The sequence below is a fragment of the Mitsuokella multacida DSM 20544 genome (assembly GCF_000155955.1).
Taxonomy (GTDB): Bacteria; Bacillota; Negativicutes; order Selenomonadales; family Selenomonadaceae; genus Mitsuokella; species Mitsuokella multacida.
The window spans coordinates 60,445-80,336 of record NZ_GG697142.2; the positions used below are offsets into that span (position 1 = coordinate 60,445).

General features: G+C 59.2%; 16 protein-coding genes. 10 read left to right on the top strand and 6 right to left on the bottom strand.

Going from position 1 to position 19,892, the window contains the following annotated elements; all coding sequences use genetic code 11:
- Window positions 1-46: 46 nt before the first annotated feature.
- The gene (locus MITSMUL_RS07105; protein ID WP_005841309.1) at window positions 47-1,387 is read right to left on the bottom strand and encodes an MFS transporter; all 1,341 of its coding nucleotides are present in this window, start codon (window positions 1,385-1,387) and stop codon (window positions 47-49) included.
- A 236-nt stretch (window positions 1,388-1,623) separates the two neighbouring features.
- Between MITSMUL_RS07105 and MITSMUL_RS07110 the strand changes: the two genes are divergently transcribed.
- From MITSMUL_RS07110 to MITSMUL_RS07135, 6 genes are all read left to right on the top strand, one after another.
- Window positions 1,624-2,331 carry a Crp/Fnr family transcriptional regulator gene (locus tag MITSMUL_RS07110; RefSeq protein WP_005841310.1) on the top strand — a complete coding sequence of 236 codons (708 nt, stop codon included), beginning with the start codon at window positions 1,624-1,626 and terminating at the stop codon, window positions 2,329-2,331.
- 145 nt (window positions 2,332-2,476) lie between these two features.
- Window positions 2,477-6,160: a nitrate reductase subunit alpha gene (locus MITSMUL_RS07115; protein WP_005841311.1), complete on the top strand. Its 3,684-nt coding sequence runs from the start codon at window positions 2,477-2,479 to the stop codon at window positions 6,158-6,160.
- Window positions 6,150-7,574, top strand: coding sequence for a nitrate reductase subunit beta (narH, locus tag MITSMUL_RS07120; protein WP_040636009.1), 1,425 nt, complete (start codon window positions 6,150-6,152; stop codon window positions 7,572-7,574). Before MITSMUL_RS07115 ends, narH begins: the two co-directional genes overlap by 11 nt.
- Window position 7,575: 1 nt before the next feature.
- On the top strand, window positions 7,576-8,115 hold the full coding sequence (gene narJ / locus MITSMUL_RS07125; protein WP_005841313.1) for a nitrate reductase molybdenum cofactor assembly chaperone: 540 nt from the start codon (window positions 7,576-7,578) through the stop codon (window positions 8,113-8,115).
- A complete protein-coding gene (gene narI, locus MITSMUL_RS07130; RefSeq protein ID WP_005841314.1) occupies window positions 8,112-8,777 on the top strand; it encodes a respiratory nitrate reductase subunit gamma in 666 nt (221 codons plus the stop codon). Before narJ ends, narI begins: the two co-directional genes overlap by 4 nt.
- Window positions 8,778-8,895: 118 nt before the next feature.
- The gene (locus tag MITSMUL_RS07135) at window positions 8,896-10,248 is read left to right on the top strand and encodes an amino acid permease (RefSeq protein WP_005841315.1); all 1,353 of its coding nucleotides are present in this window, start codon (window positions 8,896-8,898) and stop codon (window positions 10,246-10,248) included.
- Window positions 10,249-10,349: 101 nt separating this feature from the next.
- On the opposite strand, the gene MITSMUL_RS07140 is transcribed toward MITSMUL_RS07135, so the two are convergent.
- The 4 genes from MITSMUL_RS07140 to MITSMUL_RS07155 all read right to left on the bottom strand — a co-directional run bounded on the left by MITSMUL_RS07140 (window position 10,350) and on the right by MITSMUL_RS07155 (window position 13,568).
- Window positions 10,350-11,210, bottom strand: a complete 861-nt coding sequence (locus MITSMUL_RS07140; protein ID WP_005841316.1) for a helix-turn-helix domain-containing protein — start codon at window positions 11,208-11,210, stop codon at window positions 10,350-10,352.
- Window positions 11,211-11,283: 73 nt separating this feature from the next.
- Window positions 11,284-11,979, bottom strand: a complete 696-nt coding sequence (locus MITSMUL_RS07145; RefSeq protein ID WP_005841317.1) for a YczE/YyaS/YitT family protein — start codon at window positions 11,977-11,979, stop codon at window positions 11,284-11,286.
- A 249-nt stretch (window positions 11,980-12,228) separates the two neighbouring features.
- Window positions 12,229-12,549, bottom strand: a complete 321-nt coding sequence (locus MITSMUL_RS07150) for a PTS sugar transporter subunit IIA (protein ID WP_005841319.1) — start codon at window positions 12,547-12,549, stop codon at window positions 12,229-12,231.
- 98 nt (window positions 12,550-12,647) lie between these two features.
- Window positions 12,648-13,568, bottom strand: a complete 921-nt coding sequence (locus tag MITSMUL_RS07155; RefSeq protein ID WP_040636010.1) for a sugar phosphate isomerase/epimerase family protein — start codon at window positions 13,566-13,568, stop codon at window positions 12,648-12,650.
- Window positions 13,569-14,029: 461 nt separating this feature from the next.
- Here MITSMUL_RS07155 and MITSMUL_RS07160 point away from each other — a divergent pair, with 461 nt between their 5' ends.
- The gene (locus MITSMUL_RS07160) at window positions 14,030-14,956 is read left to right on the top strand and encodes a TIM barrel protein (RefSeq protein WP_005841324.1); all 927 of its coding nucleotides are present in this window, start codon (window positions 14,030-14,032) and stop codon (window positions 14,954-14,956) included.
- A gap of 152 nt (window positions 14,957-15,108) precedes the next feature.
- Window positions 15,109-16,269, top strand: coding sequence for a Gfo/Idh/MocA family protein (locus tag MITSMUL_RS07165; RefSeq protein WP_040636012.1), 1,161 nt, complete (start codon window positions 15,109-15,111; stop codon window positions 16,267-16,269).
- A 96-nt stretch (window positions 16,270-16,365) separates the two neighbouring features.
- Here the strand turns inward: MITSMUL_RS07165 and MITSMUL_RS07170 are convergent, their stop codons facing one another.
- On the bottom strand, window positions 16,366-17,211 hold the full coding sequence (locus tag MITSMUL_RS07170) for a helix-turn-helix transcriptional regulator (protein ID WP_005841330.1): 846 nt from the start codon (window positions 17,209-17,211) through the stop codon (window positions 16,366-16,368).
- 319 nt (window positions 17,212-17,530) lie between these two features.
- Between MITSMUL_RS07170 and MITSMUL_RS07175 the strand changes: the two genes are divergently transcribed.
- Window positions 17,531-18,940, top strand: a complete 1,410-nt coding sequence (locus MITSMUL_RS07175) for a sugar porter family MFS transporter (protein ID WP_040636014.1) — start codon at window positions 17,531-17,533, stop codon at window positions 18,938-18,940.
- A 177-nt stretch (window positions 18,941-19,117) separates the two neighbouring features.
- Complete coding sequence (locus MITSMUL_RS07180; RefSeq protein WP_005841335.1) at window positions 19,118-19,810, top strand: AraC family ligand binding domain-containing protein; 693 nt, start codon at window positions 19,118-19,120, stop codon at window positions 19,808-19,810.
- Window positions 19,811-19,892 lie beyond the last annotated feature (82 nt).

A 19,892-nucleotide genomic window follows, 5' to 3' on the forward strand; every position in this document is an offset into this window, starting at 1 on the left:
CTGTCCATGGATGGACAGCCTGCTTTCTATCTGGGGGTAAAGTGCATCAGCACTTGATGCCGGAGCCTTTTCTCGCGTAGAAGAACCACGTGATGATGATCGTCAGCACCGTGAAGGCGATGAGGATGTAGAAGGCCGGGGCGACATTCTGGAAGTTGGCGTAAGACCAGCCGAAGATCTTCGGGATCAGGAACGCGCCGTAGGCGGCAATCGCTGCCGTGAAGCCCGTGACGAGCGAAGCGTGGAACGGGTTGTCGAAGATGTAGGGAATCATGCGGAACGAAGCGCCGTTGATGAAGCCCGTCGTCAGGAAGAGCAGCAGGAACGAGCCGAAGAACAGGGCGAAGGCATGCGTCTGGATGCCGAAGAGCACGACGATGCTTGCGGCGAGCATGATGAAGAGCGAGACGAGCGTGACCTTCGAGCCGCTGTCGAGGCGGTCAGCGAGCCAGCCGCCGACCGGGCGGATGCCGGCGCCGATGAACGGTCCGAGGAACGCGGCCATCGAGAAGGAGACCTCTGGGAATTCCTTCGAGACGAGCAGGCCGAGTGCAGCGGAGAAGCCGATGAAAGAGCCGAAGCCGCAGGTGTAGATCCAGCACATGAGCCAGGTGTGCTTGTTGCCGAAAATAGAGAGCATGCTCTTTGGGCTCTGCTTCGGCAGCGGCAGGTTGTCCATGAACATCCAGATGAGCACGAGCGTCAGGGCCGTCGGCACAGTCCAGAAGTAGCAGACGTTCTGGACGTACATCATGCCATTCGGCGTCTCGACGCCCGGGCCGAAGAACGAGGAGAGGTTCCAGCCGAGGAGCAGCGGTGCCGTCAGGTAGATCAGCGAGACGCCGAGGTTGCCGACGCCGGCGTTGATGCCGAGCGCGAGGCCTTTGTGCGCCTTCGGGAAGAAGAAGCCGATGTTGGCCATCGAAGCGGAGAAGTTGGCGCCGGCGATGCCGATGAAGGAGACGAGCAGCACAAACGTGTCATACGACGTCGTCGGGTCCTGCAGCGCGCGGCCGAGGCCGAAGAGCGGCAGGAGCAGCAGGGCCGTCGTGATGAAGGCCGAGTTGCGGCCGCCAATCAGGCCCGGCAGGTACGTGTAGAAGAGGCGGCCCGTCGCGCCGACGAGGCCCGGCAGCGCTGCAAGCGTGAAGAGCTGTTCATCGGTGAAGTGGAAGCCCACCATGTTGAGCTTCGCCGCAATCGTTGCCCAGAGCGTCCAGACGACGAAGGACAGCACGAGTGCCCATGTCGAGGTGTAGAGGTTCTGCTTTGCGATCTTCTCGCCGAACTTTTTCCAGAAGACGGGGTCCTCCGGCGTCCAGTTCGCCAGGATCTCTTTGCGCGTGGGGTTCGGCCCCAGCTTTTTTGTCACAGTTGATTCTGCCATACGTTAGACTCTCCTTTGAATTGATATGAATCCTTGTTAAGCAATAAGGAACGATAAACTCTTTGTCACATTATAGAGGAGATACATCAAATAATCTGTAAAAAAATCACGCTTCATGTAACAAATATCACGGCGAATCGAAAAACTTTCCCGTATGCTGAACAGGAATACATAAGTGTGACCGCGAATCTAATTAAAATAAAGAATATCCGGGAATAGAAAAGGGGATTGGGATCATGGAAGAACGGAAGCTGAAGCAGCAGGATCAGATGGAGTCGCTCGTGCGCCACTTTTATGAGATACCGGGCAAGGTCGTCATGCTCCACGACGGTGAGTATCTCTTCCACGAGGGAGATACGGCGCGCTACTTCTACATCGTGCGCTCGGGACAGATCTTCATCACGAAGTACGCGATGTCGGGGCGCGTGCTCTCGCTGCGCCTCGCTTCGCGCGGCAGCCTCATCGGTGAGCTGCCGCTCTACGAGAAGGATCCAGTCTACATCTTCAATGCCGTGGCGCAGAGCGCCGCAGAGGTCTACGCGATCGAGTTCCCCGTCCTGCAGAGTTACCTCGAGAAGAAGCCGTCACTTGCCATCAACCTGCTCAAGATCATGGGCGCGCACATGCGCAAGCAGCATTCGAAATTCCGCGACCTCCTGCTCTACGGCAAGAAGGGCGCGCTCTACTCGACGCTTATCCGCCTGGCCAACAGCTACGGCAAGGAGACAGACGGCGGCATCCTGATTTCCGTGCCGCTGACGAACCAGGAATTAGCTAACTACTCGGCGACGGCGCGCGAGAGCCTCAACCGCATGCTCAGCGAGCTGCGCAAGAACGGCATCATCGAATACCGCGGGCACCTGATCTTCATCAAGGACATCGACTACCTCAAGGAGGCCATCCAGTGTGAGAACTGCGGTCGTGAGATCTGCAACATCGAATGATATAAAATGATAAAGAATAAGACTGCTGAGGCGCGAAAAATCGCTTCGGCAGAATTTTTTTATCTAGATTGAACCGGGCGTGATGTTTGTCACATGAGTGAGAGAATAAATCGGATAGAATGAGATACAACAGGAGGGTGATGACGTGAGCAATATCTTTACAAAATGGAAGCATCTCATCCCGGTCGAGAAATCGGTATCGGGACATCAGCAGCTCTTTGAAGGCGGCCGCGAGTGGGAAGACACCTATCGTGACCGCTGGTCTTTTGATAAGTGCGTGCATTCGACGCATGGCGTCAACTGCACGGGTTCGTGCTGCTGGAATATCTATGTCAAGAACGGGCTCGTGGCCTGGGAGAACCAGGAGCACAATTATCCGGAGACGAGCCCGGACATGCCGGACTTCGAGCCGCGCGGCTGCCCGCGTGGAGCGACGTTCTCGTGGTATCTCTACAGCCCGCACCGCGTCAAGTATCCGTATCTGCGCGGTGAGCTCGCCGCGCTCTGGCGCGAGGCGCGCAAGGAGCACAAGACGGCCCTTGAGGCATGGCAGAGCATTGCCAATGACCCTGCTAAGACGAAGCGCTACAAAGAGGCGCGCGGCAAGGGCGGCTTCGTGCGCTCGAACTGGGACGAGGTATCGGAGCTCGTCGCCTCGTCTCTCTTGCACACGGCGATGAAGTACGGACCGGACCGCAACTTCGCCTTTGCCGTCATCCCGGCAAAGTCCATGCTGTCGTACGCTGCTGGCGCGCGCTTCATGCAGCTCATGGGCGGCGCGTCGCTCTCGTTCTACGACTGGTATGCTGATCTGCCGCCGGCGAGCCCGCAGGTCTGGGGCGACCAGACGGACGTGCCGGAGTCCTCGGACTGGTTCAACTCGGGCTACATCATGACCTGGGGATCGAACATCCCGCTGACGCGCACGCCGGATTCCCACTTTCTCATCGAGGCGCGTTACAAGGGCACGAAGGTCGTCTCGATTGCACCGGATTACGCAGAGTCGACGGCTGTGGCCGACACGTGGATCTCGCTCAAGGTCGGCAGCGATGCCGCCTTTGCCATGGCGATGGGCCACGTCATCCTCAACGAGTATTACTGGGGCGAGCCGGCGGAGTTCTTCACGGATTACACGCGCCATTACACGGATTTCCCGTTCCTCGTCCAGCTCGACAAGCGCGCCGACGGCAGCTACGAGTCGGGCCGCTTCCTCAACGGCAAGGACATGGGCCGCGAGGACAAGCACGCGGAGTTCAAGTACTACGTCATCGATGAGCTCACGGGCAAGCTCGTCGTGCCGAATGGCACGATGGGCGACCGCTGGGACAACGAGAAGAAGTGGAACCTGCACGAAGAGGACCGCGACACGGGCGCGAAGATCCTGCCGCAGCTCTCGGTGCTCGGCCAGTTCGACGAGGTCGTCGAGGTCGAGTTCCCGTACTTCGGCAACGAGCGCAGTGAGCGCGTCATGCGCCGCATGGTCCCGGCCAAACGCGTCAAGACGAAGGATGGCGAAGTCCTCGTCGCGACGGTCTACGACCTGACGCTTGCCAACTACGCGGTCGACCGTGGCCTCGGCGGCGAGTGCGCTTCCTCGTACGACGAGGATGTGCCGTACACGCCGAAATGGCAGGAGAAGTACACGGGTGTACCGGCTGAGACCTGCATCCACACGGCCCGCGAATTCGCTGACAATGCCATCAAGACGAAGGGCCGGACGATGGTCATCATGGGCGGCGGCATCAACCACTGGTACCACGCCGACATCGTCTACCGCACAATCCTCAACCTCCTGCTCTTCACGGGCTCGGAGGGCCGCAACGGCGGCGGCTGGGCGCACTACGTCGGCCAGGAGAAGCTGCGTCCGGCAGAGGGCTGGGCGCGCATCATGACGGCCACGGACTGGCAGGCACCGCCGCGCCTGCAGAACTCGACGTCCTTCTACTACTTCGCGACGGATCAGTGGCGCAGCGACGAGATCGACATGCAGGATCTCGTCTCGCCGATGGCGAACCCGCGCTACCGCCATGCGGCCGACTACAATGTCATGGCCGCGCGCCTCGGCTGGCTGCCGTCCTACCCGACGTTCAACAAGGGTGGCCAGCAGCTCACGGATGAGGCCAAGGCGAAGGGCGAAGACCTCAAGAAGTACGTCGTGAATTCCCTCAAGGACAAGAGCCTGCAGTTTGCTGTAGAAGATCCGGATGCACCGGAGAACTTCCCGCGCAACCTCTTCGTCTGGACGGCAAACCTGCTCGGCTCCTCGGCGAAGGGCAACGATTTCTTCAACAAATACTTGCTCGGCACGGAACACACAGTCTTTGCCGAGGAAGAGGGCCCGACGCGCCCGACGGAGATCAAGTGGCGTGACCAGGAAGAGCTTCATAAGCCGGGCGGCGCCGCTGAGGGCAAGCTCGACCTGCTCATCGACATCGACTTCCGCATGGCGGGCACGGCGCTCTACTCCGACGTCGTGCTGCCGACCGCTACGTGGTACGAGAAGGATGACATCTCCTCGACGGACATGCATCCGTTCGTCCACCCGTTCCAGGCCGCAGTCGACCCGCTCTGGGAGGCCAAGAGCGACTGGGATGTCTTCCGCACGCTCGCGGCAGCCGTCTCGAAGGTCGCGAAAGAAGCCGACCTCAAGCCGTATGAAGACCTTGTCGCCGTACCAATCGGCCACGACAGCGAGAGCGAGACGGCACAGCCAGAGGGCCGCATCTGCGACTGGAGCAAGGGCGAGTGCGAGCCCATCCCGGGCAAGACGATGCCGGGCCTCGTGCCGGTCAAGCGCGACTACACGAAGACGTACGAGAAGTGGATTGCGCTCGGACCGAATGTCTCGAAGAAGATGGGCTCGCTTGCGATGACCTGGGATTCCTCGGACGAGTACGAGGAAATCCGCCAGCGCAACGGCGTCATCGAGAACAAGGACTTTGTCTCGTACGGCATGCCGTCCATCTACGATGCGCGCCAGGCTGTTGAGGCCGTCATGGGCCTCTCGACGACGACGAACGGCAAAGTGGCCGTCAAGGCCTTCAAGAGCCTCAACGAGAAGACGGGCCTCAAGAACCTCGAGCACCTGGCCAAGGACCGCGAAAGCGAGCGCTTCACGTTCGACGAGATTGCGGCACAGCCGAAGGAGACCATCACGTCGCCGACGTTCACGGGCAGCAACCAGGGCCGCCGCTACACGCCGTTCACGACGAACATCGAGGAACTCGTGCCGTTCCGCACGGTGACGGGACGTCAGTCCTTCTACCTCGACCATGAGATGATCCGCGAGTACGGCGAGGCAATGGCGACCTTCAAGCCGATCCTCGACTACCGCCCGATCAAGAACCTCTTGGGCGGCGCGAAGGAGATCACGCTCAAGTACCTGACGCCGCACAACAAGTGGTCCATCCATTCGATGTACTTCGACAGCCAGCAGATGCTGACGCTGTTCCGCGGCGGCCAGACGGTCTGGATGAGCGAGAAGGACGCCCGCGAGATTGGCGTGCGCGACAACGACTGGATCGAGCTCTACAACCACAACGGCGTCGTGACGTCCCGCGTGGCCGTCTCGCCGCGCATCCCGCAGGGTACGGTCTTCATGCACCATGCCCAGGACCGCCACATCAACGTGCCGGCCTCGAAGATCACGGGCACGCGTAGCGGCACGCACAACACGCCGACGCGCATCCACATGAAGCCGACGCATATGATCGGCGGCTATGGCCAGCTCAGCTATGGCTTCAATTACTATGGACCGACGGGCAACCAGCGCGATATGTATGTCGTCGCGCGCAAGATGCAGGGGGAGGTTGACTGGCTTGAAGATTAAAGCACAGATTTCCATGGTCATGAATCTTGACAAGTGCATTGGCTGCCACACGTGCTCCATCACTTGCAAGAATGTCTGGACCAACCGCGAAGGCGCGGAATACATGTATTTCAACAATGTCGAGACGAAGCCGGGCATCGGCTATCCGAAGAACTGGGAAGACCAGGAGAAGTGGAAGGGCGGCTGGAAGCTCGGCAAGGATGGCAAGCTCTCACTGCGCACGGGCTCGAAGCCGGAGCGCCTGCTGAAGCTCTTCTACCATCCGGACCAGCCGGAGATGGACGACTACTACGAGCCGTGGACGTACGACTACGAGACGCTCATCCACTCCAAGCGCCGCAACCACCAGCCGATCGCCCGCCCACGCTCGCTCGTCACGGGTGAACGCATGGAGATCAAGTGGGGCCCGAACTGGGAGGACGACCTCGCCAACGGCGAGTCGGCCCGCCAGGACATCAACCTCAAGAAGATGGCCGCGGATATCACGCTCGAATTCCATGACCTGTTCATGAAGTACCTGCCGCGCATCTGCAACCACTGCCTGAATCCGGCCTGCGTCGCAGCCTGCCCGTCGGGTGCCATCTACAAGCGTGAGGAGGACGGCGTCGTGCTCGTCTCGCAGGATGGCTGCCGTAGCTGGCGCCACTGCGTGCCGGCCTGCCCCTACAAGAAAGTCTTCTTCAACTGGAAGACGAACAAGGCCGAGAAGTGCATCTTCTGCTTCCCGCGCCTCGAGAACGGCCTGCCGACGATCTGCGCCGACACGTGCGTCGGCCGCCTGCGCTACATGGGCGTGCTGCTCTACGACATGGACAAGGTCGTACCGGCTGCCTCGACGCGCGACAAGGGGGAGATCTACCATCAGGTGCTCGACGTCATCGCCGACCCCAATGACCCCGAGGTCATCGAGGCCGCGCGCAAGGAGGGCATCTCCGAGAACTGGATCAAGGCGGCTCAGGACTCCCCGGTCTACAAGATCGTCAAGGACTGGCAGCTCGCGCTGCCGCTCCATCCGGAGTTCCGCACGCTGCCGATGGTCTGGTACGTGCCGCCTCTCTCGCCGATCACGCGCCGCGCAGAGGCCAACTGCTATCTGCCGGATGTCGACGAGATGCGCATCCCCATCGCGTACCTCGCGGAGATCCTCGCAGCCGGCAACACGGCCGTCATGACGCGCACGCTGCAGCGCCTCCTGGACATGCGCGCCGTCATGCGCGCCAAGACGACGGGCGACGATGTGCCTTCGCACCTCGAATTTGCGCCGGAGGTCTACGAGAAGATGTTCCGTCTGCTCGGCATCGCCAAGTACAAGGACCGCTTCAACATCCCGGCCGGCATCCAGGGCAAGACCAATGCCGAGATGCACACGGCACAGGGCGGCGGCCTCTTCACCTGCCCGGGCGGGGGGTGCTGATATGGCTGATGTAGCTGAAATGAAGGACTATCAGAAGGTCCTGCTGCTGACGTCACATCTCTTCGAGTATCCCGACGCTGCCTGGTGGAGGGACCTGCCGGATTGCCGTCAGGCTGTGCGGGAGATCGAGGCCAAGCAGCCCGACGCCGTCTTCGGCGATTTCCTCGACTTCGTTGAAGAGACGGGGGCGAAGGAGTACGAGGATCTCTACGTGCGGTCCTTCGACTTCTCGCAGAACACGAATCTCTATCTGACGACGCAGGAGCGCACGGACTTCGGCAAGCAGTCGGAGGAGATGCACCACTACAAGGAGCTCTTCCTCGCGAATGGCCTCGATGTGCCGAACCAGCTGCCGGATTACCTGCCGGCCCTCTTGGAGCTCGCAGCATCGCTGCCGCCCGAGCGGGCGGGCAAGGTGCTCGGCGCCATCCGGCCGCGCATCGAGCTCTTGCGCAAGCGCTTCATCGATGCAAAGCTGCCGCATGCGTTCTTGCTCGACATCGTCTTGACAGAAACGGCAGGATTGGAGGTTAAGCCATGAATACATTTTTCTACGGCGTCCTGCCGTACATTGCCCTGACCATCTTCATCGGCGGCACGATCATCCGCTACACCTTCTTCGAGAGGGGCTGGACGACGAAGTCCAGCGAGTTCCTCGCGAAGAAGAGTCTCAAGTGGGCCAACCCGATTTTCCACCTCGGCCTCTTGATGGCTTTCGGCGGCCACGTCATCGGCATCCTCGTGCCGAAGTTCGTCACGGAGGCGGCGGGAACGGACGAAGCGACGTATCACATGATCTCGCTCGCGGGCGGCCTGCCGGCTGCTGTCCTGTTCCTCGGCGGCTTCCTCTGGCTCATGAAGCGCCGCTTCTTTGGCAGCGCGCGCATGAAGGCCAATACGAGCTCGATGGACAAGCTGCTCTACCTTGTGCTGCTCCTGACCATCCTCTCGGGCACGGCTGGCACGCTCTCGAACATCACGGCCGGCTTTGACTACCGCGAGAGCATCTCGCCGTGGTTCCGCTCCGTGCTCATGCTCTCACCGGACGTCAGCCTCATGAAGGATGTCCCGGCCATCTTCCAGTTCCACATGTTCATGTGGATGATGACGGCCATCCTCTTCCCGTTCACGCGACTCGTGCACTGCCTGAGCCTGCCGTTCGAGTACCTCATGCGCAGTGATATCGTCTACCGCCGCAAGTAATCCATTGACAAGACACTGTAAAAGCGAAGTCCGTTCGGGCTTCGCTTTTTGCTTTTCTTTGTAAACCTGTGCAGCGGCCTTGGATAATGGTATAATGGAACCATCTTTTTGTTGGGAGATGAAACATATGGAAAATACAGAGATGAAGCGGGGCCTCAAGAACCGCCACCTGCAGATGATCGCGCTTGGCGGCGCGATCGGCACGGGGCTGTTCTACGGCTCGGCTTCGACAATCGCGCTCGCAGGACCGGCGGTGATGCTCTCGTACCTGATCGGCGGCATCGTGATCTTCCTGATCATGCGCATGCTCGGCGAGATGGCCGTCGATGAGCCGGTGTCGGGTTCGTTCAGCCACTACGCGACGAAGTACTGGGGGCGCTTCCCGGGATTCCTCTCGGGCTGGAATTATTGGTTCAATTACGTGCTTGTCTCGATGGCGGAGCTTACGGCTGTCGGCATCTACATGAACTTCTGGTTCCCTGACCTGCCGCAGTGGATCTCGTCGCTCGTCTGCCTCGTGGCCATCACGGCGCTCAACCTCGTCAACGTCAAGGCGTACGGCGAGGCGGAGTTCTGGATGGCGCTCATTAAGATCGCGGCCATCGTCAGCATGATTCTCTTGGGCCTCGGCCTGATTTTCACGAACGGCCAGCCGTTCCCCGAGAACTTCAGCAACATCTGGGAGAACGGCGGCTTCCTGCCGAACGGCCTCTGGGGACTTGCGCTCTCGATTGCCGTTGTCATGTTCTCGTTCGGCGGCATCGAGCTCATCGGCATCACGGCCGGCGAGGCAGAGGACCCGGACCGCACGATTCCGCGGGCCATCAACCAGGTCATCTGGCGCATCCTGATCTTCTACGTCGGCACGATGGTCGTGCTCATGGCACTTTGGCCGTGGAACAAGGTCGGTATGGAGGCGAGCCCGTTCGTCCAGATCTTCAACAACGTCGGCATTCCGGCCGCCGCGCACATCCTGAATTTCGTCGTGCTGACCGCGGCCATCTCGGTCTACAACTCGGCCATCTACAGCAACAGCCGCATGCTCTACGGTCTGGCCGGCACGGGTGAGGCACCGGCGTTCTTCCGCAAGCTCTCGCCGCACGGCGTGCCCGTGCGCGGCATCCTCGTCTCGTCGGGCATCACGCTGATCGTTGTCGCACTCAACTACTTCCTGCAGGGCCATGTCTTCATGTACCTCATGATGATCGCGACGTGCGCCGCCGTCATCAGCTGGGTCGTCATCTGCGTCACCCATCTGAAGTTCCGCGCTTACTGCCGCATGCACAACAAAGAGACGAAGTTCAAGTCCATCCTCTATCCATGGACCAACTATCTCTCGCTGCTATTCCTCGCGGGCGTCATCTTCTTCATGGCGCAGATCCCCGACATGCAGCTTGCCGTGCTGTTCCTGCCCATTTGGCTGCTCGTGCTCTGGCTCGGCTACTGCCAGTACCGCAAGCATCGGAGATGATTTCAGGATTTTAGATAAGAAATGCCGCCTGTCAGGCTTCATCTGCCTGACGGGCGGCTTTTTTGCCCATTTTACCCGTGATGAGAACGAGAACATGACCGTCATGAATGGGCACGTTGTTGTTTCCTCTGCGCGGCCCGCCAGGTGCGGCGGAAGGTGCCGGGCGGCATGCCGATGACTTGGCGGAAGACGCGGCTGAAGTAGTTGGGGTCGTCGAAGCCGACGCGCGAGGCGACTTCGGTCAGGGAAAGGTCGGTGTCGATGAGCAGGGTCTGTGCCTTGCCGATGCGCCAGCGGCGCAGGTACTGGAGCGGCGCGTAGTTGGTCGTGTGCTTGAAGGCGTGGGCGATGTAGTCGCGGCTCGCATGGAACTCCTGGGCGATGTCGCGGATGGAGAGCGCTTCGGCGTAATGCTGTTCGATGTACGAGCGGACGCGCTCCATGAGCATGTTCTCCTGTCCAGCGGCGCGGACGGCCCGTTCGGAGATCTGCTGCCAGACCAGATGAACGATGGTCTGTGCGGCGGCGTTGGCCGCGGGGTAGCCGTGCGGTTTGGCGAGGCTCCGCTCAATGATGTGGTAGAGAGTGCAGAGCTCCTGGGCAATGGATTGGCAAGGAATGCACGGATGGAGGCCGGGCGGCAGCAGTGCATTGGGGCGCGCGCCAGGCCGCTTGAGCCCGGTGACGGCGATGCAGCAGGCATCCGTCAGGGAGTCGAGCATGAGGCTCTCGTCGTGCATGACCTTGCTGTCGTAGATGATGATGTCGCCGGGCTGTGTATGGCAGATCTCGTTGCCGACGATGTGCGTGCCGTTGCCGGAAATCATGAAGTTGAGCTCGATGCAGTTTTCATGCTGGTGCATCGTGCGGATGCTGCGGTTCCAGTGATAGAAGCCGGTGAGCCGGGGCTCCAGCTCGAAGGGGGAGGCTTCCTGCTGGTCGATGTCGATGGAGACAGGCATGGTGGTAGTTCCTTTCTGATAAAAAAAGCTCCCTTGCGTATGGGAAAGTGGCAAGGGAGCGGAGGGGGCGAGTTCACTGCAGGCCGTTGCGCCGCAGGAGCGGCGTGTTGACGTGCTGGTTGAAGAAATTGATCAAGGGGCCCATGCCCAGCGCCATAACGACGGTGCCGATACCAACGAGACTGCCGAGCAGGAAGCCGATGATGACAGCGGTGCTGTCGAGCAGGATGCGCGCGTAGCGGAAGGGCAGGCGCCCATGTGTCATGTCGTTGATGATGCAGCTGGCGGCATCGTACGGGCCCATGCCGAAGTCCAGGCACATGTAGAGCGAAACGCCGAAGCAGGAGACGGCCATACCGCCCAGCAACAGCAGGACGCGGGGGATGAGGTCATCGGCCGGCACTGCGAGGAACGGCGCAAAGAGGCTGTAACTCAGGTCGGAGACTGGCCCCAAGAGTACGAGGTAGATGAAGGTGCCGATGCGCAGGTAGCGGCGGCCACAGGTCATCATCGGGATGAACAACAGGATGTTGAAGATGGAGACGCAGCTGCCGAAGCTCAGCCCTGTCAGCAGGCTGTAGCCGAGGTTCATGCACGAGTACGGGTCATTGCCGAACAGGCTCAGGCGCAGCAGGCTCGTCGAGCAGGCCATGCAGCTGATGGCCGCTGCGAAGAAGAGCGAGCGCTTCCAGAGCGTGCGCGTATACTCTGGATGGATATCTGCCGGCCCAATGATGAGCTTCTGGTAGAGCGCGAATGGGGATGTCATATGGAAACCTCCTTACTTAAGGGAAGAGCTGTTCTCGATACTGACTCCATGATACCCGTTTTTCTGGAGAAATTCCTTCACAATCCCGCCAAATGTAAAATCCGCAAAGCCTTGTCTTATCTGGTTTTATGAATGGATTCGCGCTTGAAACTGGACATTCCTGCTATTGGTCGTTTGCAACAAACAAAAAACGGACCAAAAAACGGACAGGAAAAATCCTGTCCGCTATATCTAAGGGGGCCAGCTGGCTTATTTTGCGCGCAGCTGCGTGTAGAGATTGACGATCTCTACGGCCATGTCCTTCATGGCCATGCCCGTCATGACGTAGTCCTGCGCGTGCGAGATCAGCACGTTGAAGGGACCCTGCAGCTCGCCGCTGGCCTCTTTCTGCAGGAGCTCCTCGGTCTGGAGCTTGTGCGCCTTCAAGAGGTGCTCGTCGGCATCCTTAAGGCATTCCTCTGCCTCGCCGAAATTCCCGCGGCGGGCCTGCTTGAGCGCCTCCGCTACTTTCGCGCGCCCGTCACCGGCCGCCGAGATAATCGCAAATGCGACGTCTTCTGTCTTTGCCATATTATTTCCTCCTTATAGCCTTCCCCCTCTGGGAAAGGTGTCTGCGAAGCATGAGCAGACGGAAGAGGTATGTGACATCATTCCGTCCGGCTTCTAGATTATTTCTTCAAGAGCTCATTCTCGATGCGCTCACGTGCCTCTGGTGCCCACTCGTTCATCTTCTCGGGGAAGCCGAAGATGGAGACGCAGGCGATGTTGTCGCCGCCGACCTTCGGGGCATCCGGCTTGAGCTGCTTGTTGGCGAAGTCCATCTCGCGCAGCGTCTCGAAGATGCCGTCGAAGTCGACGTCGCCCATGCCGAGGTTGAGGTGCTGGTGAACGCTGACGTCCTCGCGGCCGCGCTGATTGAGGGAAGGCGGGTTGAGGATGTAGCGGCAGTCGAGCGTCTGATTGAATGTGTCGGCGAACAGGACGTGCGTGAGCTCATCGCCGGCATACTTGAGCATGTGGCGGACATCGCCCTTGCCCTGGTCATAGAAGAAGCCGTGCGGGGAGGAGTAGACGTAGCCGAGGTTCTTGGAGCGGAAGGACTTGACCATATCGCAAGCCTCATCGTTGAGCTCGCAGAAGTCGTACGGATGCGACTGGATCTCGACGCGCAGGCCCTCGCGCTCGATGATCGGCAGCAGTTCTTCCATCGAGCGGAACCACATGCCGTTGCAGATCTCCTGCTGGTTCGGGTCGCCGGAGAGCTCTGTGTTGATGACGGGGACGCCCATGTTGACGGCAATCTCGATCATCTTCTTCCAGTTGGCGACAGCCATCTTGCGCTGCTCTTCGGTCGGACCGGACCAACGGTAGACGCAGATGAAGGACGAGATCTCGACGCCCGTCTCCTTGAGGGCCTTGCGGTACTCTTCCTCGCACTCCTTGGAGAACAGCGGATGTTTATAGAAGGGGTTGATGCGCGGATGCGGGGACTGCTCGATGTACTTGTAGCCCCAGTCAGCGACCTGATGGACGAGGTCGTTGATGCTCATCTGTTTGGAAAGAACGTCAACATCAAATGCGATTTTCATGGTAAGCCCTCCAGTCACAAAACGAGATAAAACAATATCCATACATAGCGCAACTTATTTCGAGCTGTGCTGTTTTTTTGCTGTGCTTACAAAATACCATGCTCGAAAACGGTTGTCAAGAATGTTCCGAATACGCTGCGAGCCCAGTAACGGCGCGATTTTAGCAGGATTGTACAAGTATCGGAGATGGATGGTTGACGGAAGGGAGTTCTACAGCAGGATTGTGCAAGTTTGTCCGAGAAAAATTTTTTAAAATAATTTTCAAGACGAAACAATAAAAATAAATAATAAGGAAGCAGGACAAGATTGTGCCATTTTGGCGGGCTGCCTGTGCATTTTTGCCCGCAACAAAGGCAACATGGTGGAATTAATCGGCGTCATTTCGCCGTATAATGACAGCACAAGGTCAAACAAGACGACCGCCAGAAGGCAAAGGGAAATGAGAAAAGGAGGATTCATCCATGGCTATCCATATTACAGGCGCACCGTGCTGCTGGGGCGTCGATGATGTCAAGAACCCTTATCTGCCACCTTGGCAGAAGGTGCTCTATGAAGCGGGGCAGGCCGGCTACAAGGCCATTGAGCTCGGACCTTACGGGTATCTGCCGCTCGATATCGATGTCGTGAGCAAGGAGCTCGAGAAGAACCACATCGGCATCGTGGCAGGGACTATCTTCGATGATCTGCTGGCCGAGGACAATTATCCGAACGTCCTCAAGCAGGTCGATGACATCTGCGGCATCATCACGAAGCTGCCGAAGCTGCCGACAGAGCCAGGCCAGCGCTATCCGGCGCCGTACCTGACGGTCATGGACTGGGGCCACGATGAGCGCGACTACAACGCTGGCCATAGCGACAGGGCTCCGCGCCTCAGCGATGAGGACTGGGCCCGCATGATGGGGCACATCAAGGGCATTGCCGAGAAGGCCGCTTCATGGGGTGTCCGGGCTGTCGTCCACCCGCATGCCGGCGGCTACATCGAATTTGCCGATGAGATCGACAAGCTCGCGCGGGATATCCCGAAGGATGTCGCAGGCCTCTGCCTCGATACGGGCCATCTGCGGTATTCGGGCATGGATCCGGTCACCTGGCTGCGCAAGTATGCGGACCGGCTCGACTACATCCACTTCAAGGATATCAACGAGAAGGTCTACAAGGAAGTGCTCTCTGAGCACATCCGCTTCTTCGAGGGCTGCGGCAAGGGATCGATGTGCCCAATCGGCACGGGCATGCTCGACTATCCGGCCATCTACAAGGTGCTGACCGAGGAGATCCACTACAACGGCTACATCACGGTCGAGCAGGAACGCGACCCGCGCAATGTCGCGACGAGCCTGCGCGATGTCAAGGCCAGCTGCGATTACCTGCACAGCCTCGGCTTTGCATGAGCGCATCTTGGATCGCGCATACCGGTCTGCGCAGTCATGGCGTTGCGAAGACACCAGACATATAGATAGAGATTGACCGGAACCATGAATTCATGAGATGGGTTTATCAAGAGTTTGCTTGGACAAAGAGAAAGAGAAAAGGAGAGTTTATCATGATTAACGGTGAAAAAGTACTCGATCATCCGATTCGCTGGGCTATGGTCGGCGGTGGCCGCGGCAGTCAGATTGGCTACATCCATCGCAGTGCAGCGCTGCGCGACCGCTCCTTTGAACTCGTCGCCGGTGCCTTCGACATCAACCCGGAGCGCGGCAAGGACTTCGGCATCCAGCTCGGCGTCAATCCGGACCGCTGCTATCCGGACTACAAGACGATGCTCGCCGAGGAGGCAAAGCGCGGTGATGATAAGATCGAGGCCGTGACGATTGCCGTCCCGAACGGCCTTCACTACGAAGTCTGCAAGGCTGTTCTCGAAGCTGGATTCCACGCTGTCTGCGAGAAGCCGCTTTGCTTCACGACGGAGCAGGCAGAGGAGCTCGTCCACTTGGCTGACAGCAAGGGCCTCGTCGTCGGTGTGACGTACGGCTATTCTGGCCATCAGCTCATCGAGCAGGCGCGCCAGATGGTCCTGCACGGCGATCTCGGCGAGATCCGCCTCGTCAAGATGCAGTTCCCGTTCGGCGCCTACAACACGCCGGTCGAGGAAACGAATTCTGCTGCACGCTGGCGCATGGACCCGACGAAAGCCGGCCCATCGTTTGTGCTCGGCGATGTCGGCACGCATCCGCTCTTCCTCGCTGAGACGATGGTCCCGGATTTTGAGATCGAGAGCCTCATGTGCACGACGAAATCCTTCATCCCGACGCGCAAGCTCGAGGACAATGCCTTCGTCATCATGAACCTCAAGGGTGGCGCACAGGCGACGTGCTGGGCTTCGGCCATCAACTGCGGTGCCCTGCACGGCCAGAAAGTCCGCATTGTCGGCTCGAAGGCTTCGGTCGAGTGGTACGATGAGCGCCCGAATCAGCTGACGTATGAGATCGAGGGCGAGCCGGTCCGCATCCTCGAGCGCGGCGGTGCTTATCTCTATCCGTCGGCACGTGCCGAAGACCGCATCAGCGGCGGCCATACGGAAGGTCTCTTCGATGCGTGGTCGAACCTCTACCGCCGCTTCGCCATCGCCATGGAGAAGGCGAACAAGGGCGAGAAGGTCGACTTCTGGTATCCGGATGTCCATGCCGGTGCGGAAGGCGTCAAGTGGGTCGAGAAATGCGTGGAGTCGGCCAAGAAGGGCGCCGTCTGGGTCAAGTACTGAGCTCTCCTGAGTTCCAGCTTTGACCGCCAATCATCCCCAAAAATCAATTTGCTATGCATTGAAAATGCCGCTCATACGAGCGGCATCTTTTTTGCGTCATATCTTGCGGTATGTCTTGCGGTAATCGCGCGGGGACATGCCGGTAATCTTGTGGAAGGCCTTGTTGAAGTAGCTGGAACTGTTGTAGCCCGTGCGGATGGCAATCTCAGTGATGGGCAGGGCCGTATCGATCAGCAGGGTCTGCGCCTCGCCGATGCGGCGCCGCGTGATGTATTGGAGCGGTGCGTAGCCGTAAGCGGCCTTGAACGCATGCGCGAGGTGGAAGGTGCTGACGTGGAACTCCTGTGCGAGCCCCGCCAGGGTGATGGTCTCGTCGTAGGCCGCATCGAGGCGGCTGCGCACGCCTGCCAGGAGATGATGCTCCTCGGGCGGCAGCACGACGCTGCGGCTCGTCACTTCCATGACCAGGAGCAGCAGAGCACAGAGCAGGTGGTTGATGCTCTCTTCGGGATGGCAGCCCTTACCCTGCGCGCCACGGTACATGAACTCGAGCAGATGGCAGAAATCCGGGAAGAGTCCTTCTGTCTTCAGGACGGGCAGCACGTCTGGTGGCAGGAATTTCCCCGCGGGCAGGTTCGGCAGCTGCAGGCCGCGGATGGCACCGGAGTAGATAGATAGATTGCGGTTTGCCGGAGAGGACTCATCGTGCACGACGTCCTGCCCAATCAGCAGCAGGTCGCCCTTCTGCGTGTAGTAGCGCTGGCCGTCGATAATGTGGATGCCGCTGCCCTCCGTGATCAGGATGAACTCCGCGACATCGCCGTGGCGATGCATCGTGCGCGGCATGGAGGTGTAGGGCGTCTCCGCGCGGTAGAGCGTCACGAGCCGGGGCATGGCCTCGCTCGTGAAGACGGGCTTGTAATTTGATGAGATGAATGCCATAGACAACCCTCCTTCTCGAATCTTCTTTCTTTAGTTTAACAGCAATTCCAAGATTCTGGAAGAACAACTGCAGGGGCATTTGAGATTCTCTTTATTCTGTATCTTGTTGCATTGTCTTGGGGGATATGATGCAGAATAATATAAAAGAAGCTCAAAGATAACGTTTTCAGATAGAAAACGAGACAGAAATCATAAAGTATAATTCTGAAAATTCATCTATAATAAAGCATGTCAAGCAAAAGAGCGATGTTCCTGCGATGCGGGAACGACAAATATGACGAATATAGTGGAATGGTTTGAATTGAGAGGGGAATGTAACATGGCGGAATCATCTCATCAGAAGTATCTCAAGCGTGTCACGGTAGTCTCGACATTCGGCGGACTGCTCTTTGGTTATGACACGGGTGTCATCAATGGCGCGCTCGCCTTCATGGCCCGTCCGGACCAGCTGAATCTGACGCCGGCAGTCGAGGGCTTTGTCGCCAGTGGCCTGCTCTTCGGCGCGGCCATCGGTTCGTTCTTCGGCGGCCGTCTCTCAGATGCCGAGGGGCGCCGCAAGATGCTGCTCTGCCTCGCGGTGATCTTCTTCTTTGCGGCCATCGGCTGCTCCCTGTCGCCGACAGCAGGCATTCTCATCGCCTGCCGCTTCGTGCTCGGCCTGGCCGTCGGTGGTGCTTCGGTCACCGTGCCGGCGTATCTCGCGGAGATGGCGCCAGCTGACCGCCGCGGCCGCATGGTCACGCAGAACGAGCTCATGATCGTCTCGGGCCAGCTGCTCGCCTTCATCCTCAACGCCATCCTCGGCGTCACGTTCGGCGAGGTCGGCCACATCTGGCGCTACATGCTCGCCCTCGCATCGATCCCGGCTGTCGTGCTCTGGTTCGGCATGCTCGTGATGCCGGAGAGCCCGCGCTGGCTCCTGCTGCAGGGCCGCGTCAGCGATGCGATGCAGGTTCTCAAGAAGATCCGCGATGAGCGCATGGCCATTGCGGAGCTCAATGAGATCCAGGACAGCATCGACTCCGAGAGACACCTCGACAAGGCTGGTTACAAGGATCTGGCGACGCCCTGGATCCGCCGCATCGTCTTCATCGGCATGGGCGTCTCCATCTGCCAGCAGATTTCTGGCGTCAACTCCATCATGTATTATGGCACGCAGATCCTGACGCAGGCAGGCTTCTCGACGGAAGCCGCCCTGATCGGCAACATCGCCAACGGCACCATCTCTGTCGCGGCCACGATTTTCGGCATGTGGCTCATGACGCGCCATGGCCGCCGTCCGCTCATCATGACGGGCCAGATCGGCACGATGGCCTGCCTCTGCGCGATCGGCCTGCTCTCGAACCTGCTCGCCGGCACGGAGATCCTGCCGTTTGTTGTCCTCTCGCTGACGGTCACCTTCCTGTTCTTCCAGCAGGGCTTCCTGTCGCCCGTCACCTGGCTGCTGCTCTCGGAGCTCTTCCCACTGCGCATCCGCGGCATGGGCATGGGCTGCGCCGTCCTCTGCCTCTGGCTGACGAACTTCTGCATCGGCTCCGCATTCCCGAGCCTGCTTTACTCGTTCGGTCTCTCGGCCACATTCTTCATCTTCGCGGCCATCGGCCTGCTCGGTCTCGGCTTCGTTTACAAGTTCGTGCCGGAAACGCGTGGCCGCACGCTCGAGCAGATAGAGCGTGACTTCCGCCATCACGGTGAGACGGATGTAGCGCACTGCGAGGAAAAGGCCTGAGCAAGACGAATCCAGAATCCAAAAGCATCTCAAAGAATCTCATAATCTCATAATGCGGAGAGCCGGTCTGTTCCACGATGCTGGAGCAGGCCGGCTCTGTTTTGCAGGATAATTCTTGTAAAGCAAGAGAAAATCCTGTTAAAATAGAGGAAATAAGTGTAATGGGGGCAATGTGCTATGGGCGTCGTTTACTACAAGCAGAACAAGAACATCCTTGAGCCACATCTTTCCTGGGACGAGATGCGGCTCGTCTACGTGAGCTTCAATGACCGCCAGGAGACCTTGACGCCGACGGCCGTCCATTGCCACGAGAAGAATCTCGAGCTGCAGTACATCTGCGGTGGCCGCGGCAACCTGCGGATCGGTAGCCGCCTCTATGAGGTGCAGGAAGGTGACCTGCTCGTCTACAATCAGGGCGAGCTCCACGACGAGAGCGCCGACCCGGAGCAGGGGCTCTGGTTCTACAACTGTGGCGTGACGGGACTGAATCTACCGGGAAGGCCGGAGGGCGAGCTCATTGCCCCTGAGACATCGCCGCGCATCCATGCCGGTGAGACGGCCGGCGTCGTAGAATCGCTCTTCAAGCTGCTCTATGCAGAGGTGGAACGCGACCTGCCAAAGAATGAGCAGATCACGCATGACATCCTGCGCGTGCTCATCAGCATGATCCTCTACCAGCTGCCGAAGGAACGCCAGCTGCCGTCGCGGGAGAAGGACCGCCTGCTCATTGCGTGCAAGGACTACATCGACGGTCATTTCATGGAGGAGCTCACGGTGGAAAAACTGGCGGAGCGCTCGCACATGAGCATCTCGGGTTTTGCGCATCAGTTCAAGAAGCTCAACAAGCTGCTGTTGCATCATCCAATTTGAGCCAGTGGCCAGCGAGCTTCCTGCTTTTGCAGAAACGTGCAAGTCATCGGACTTGCACGTTTTTTTTGTGGGCAAAGCGAGC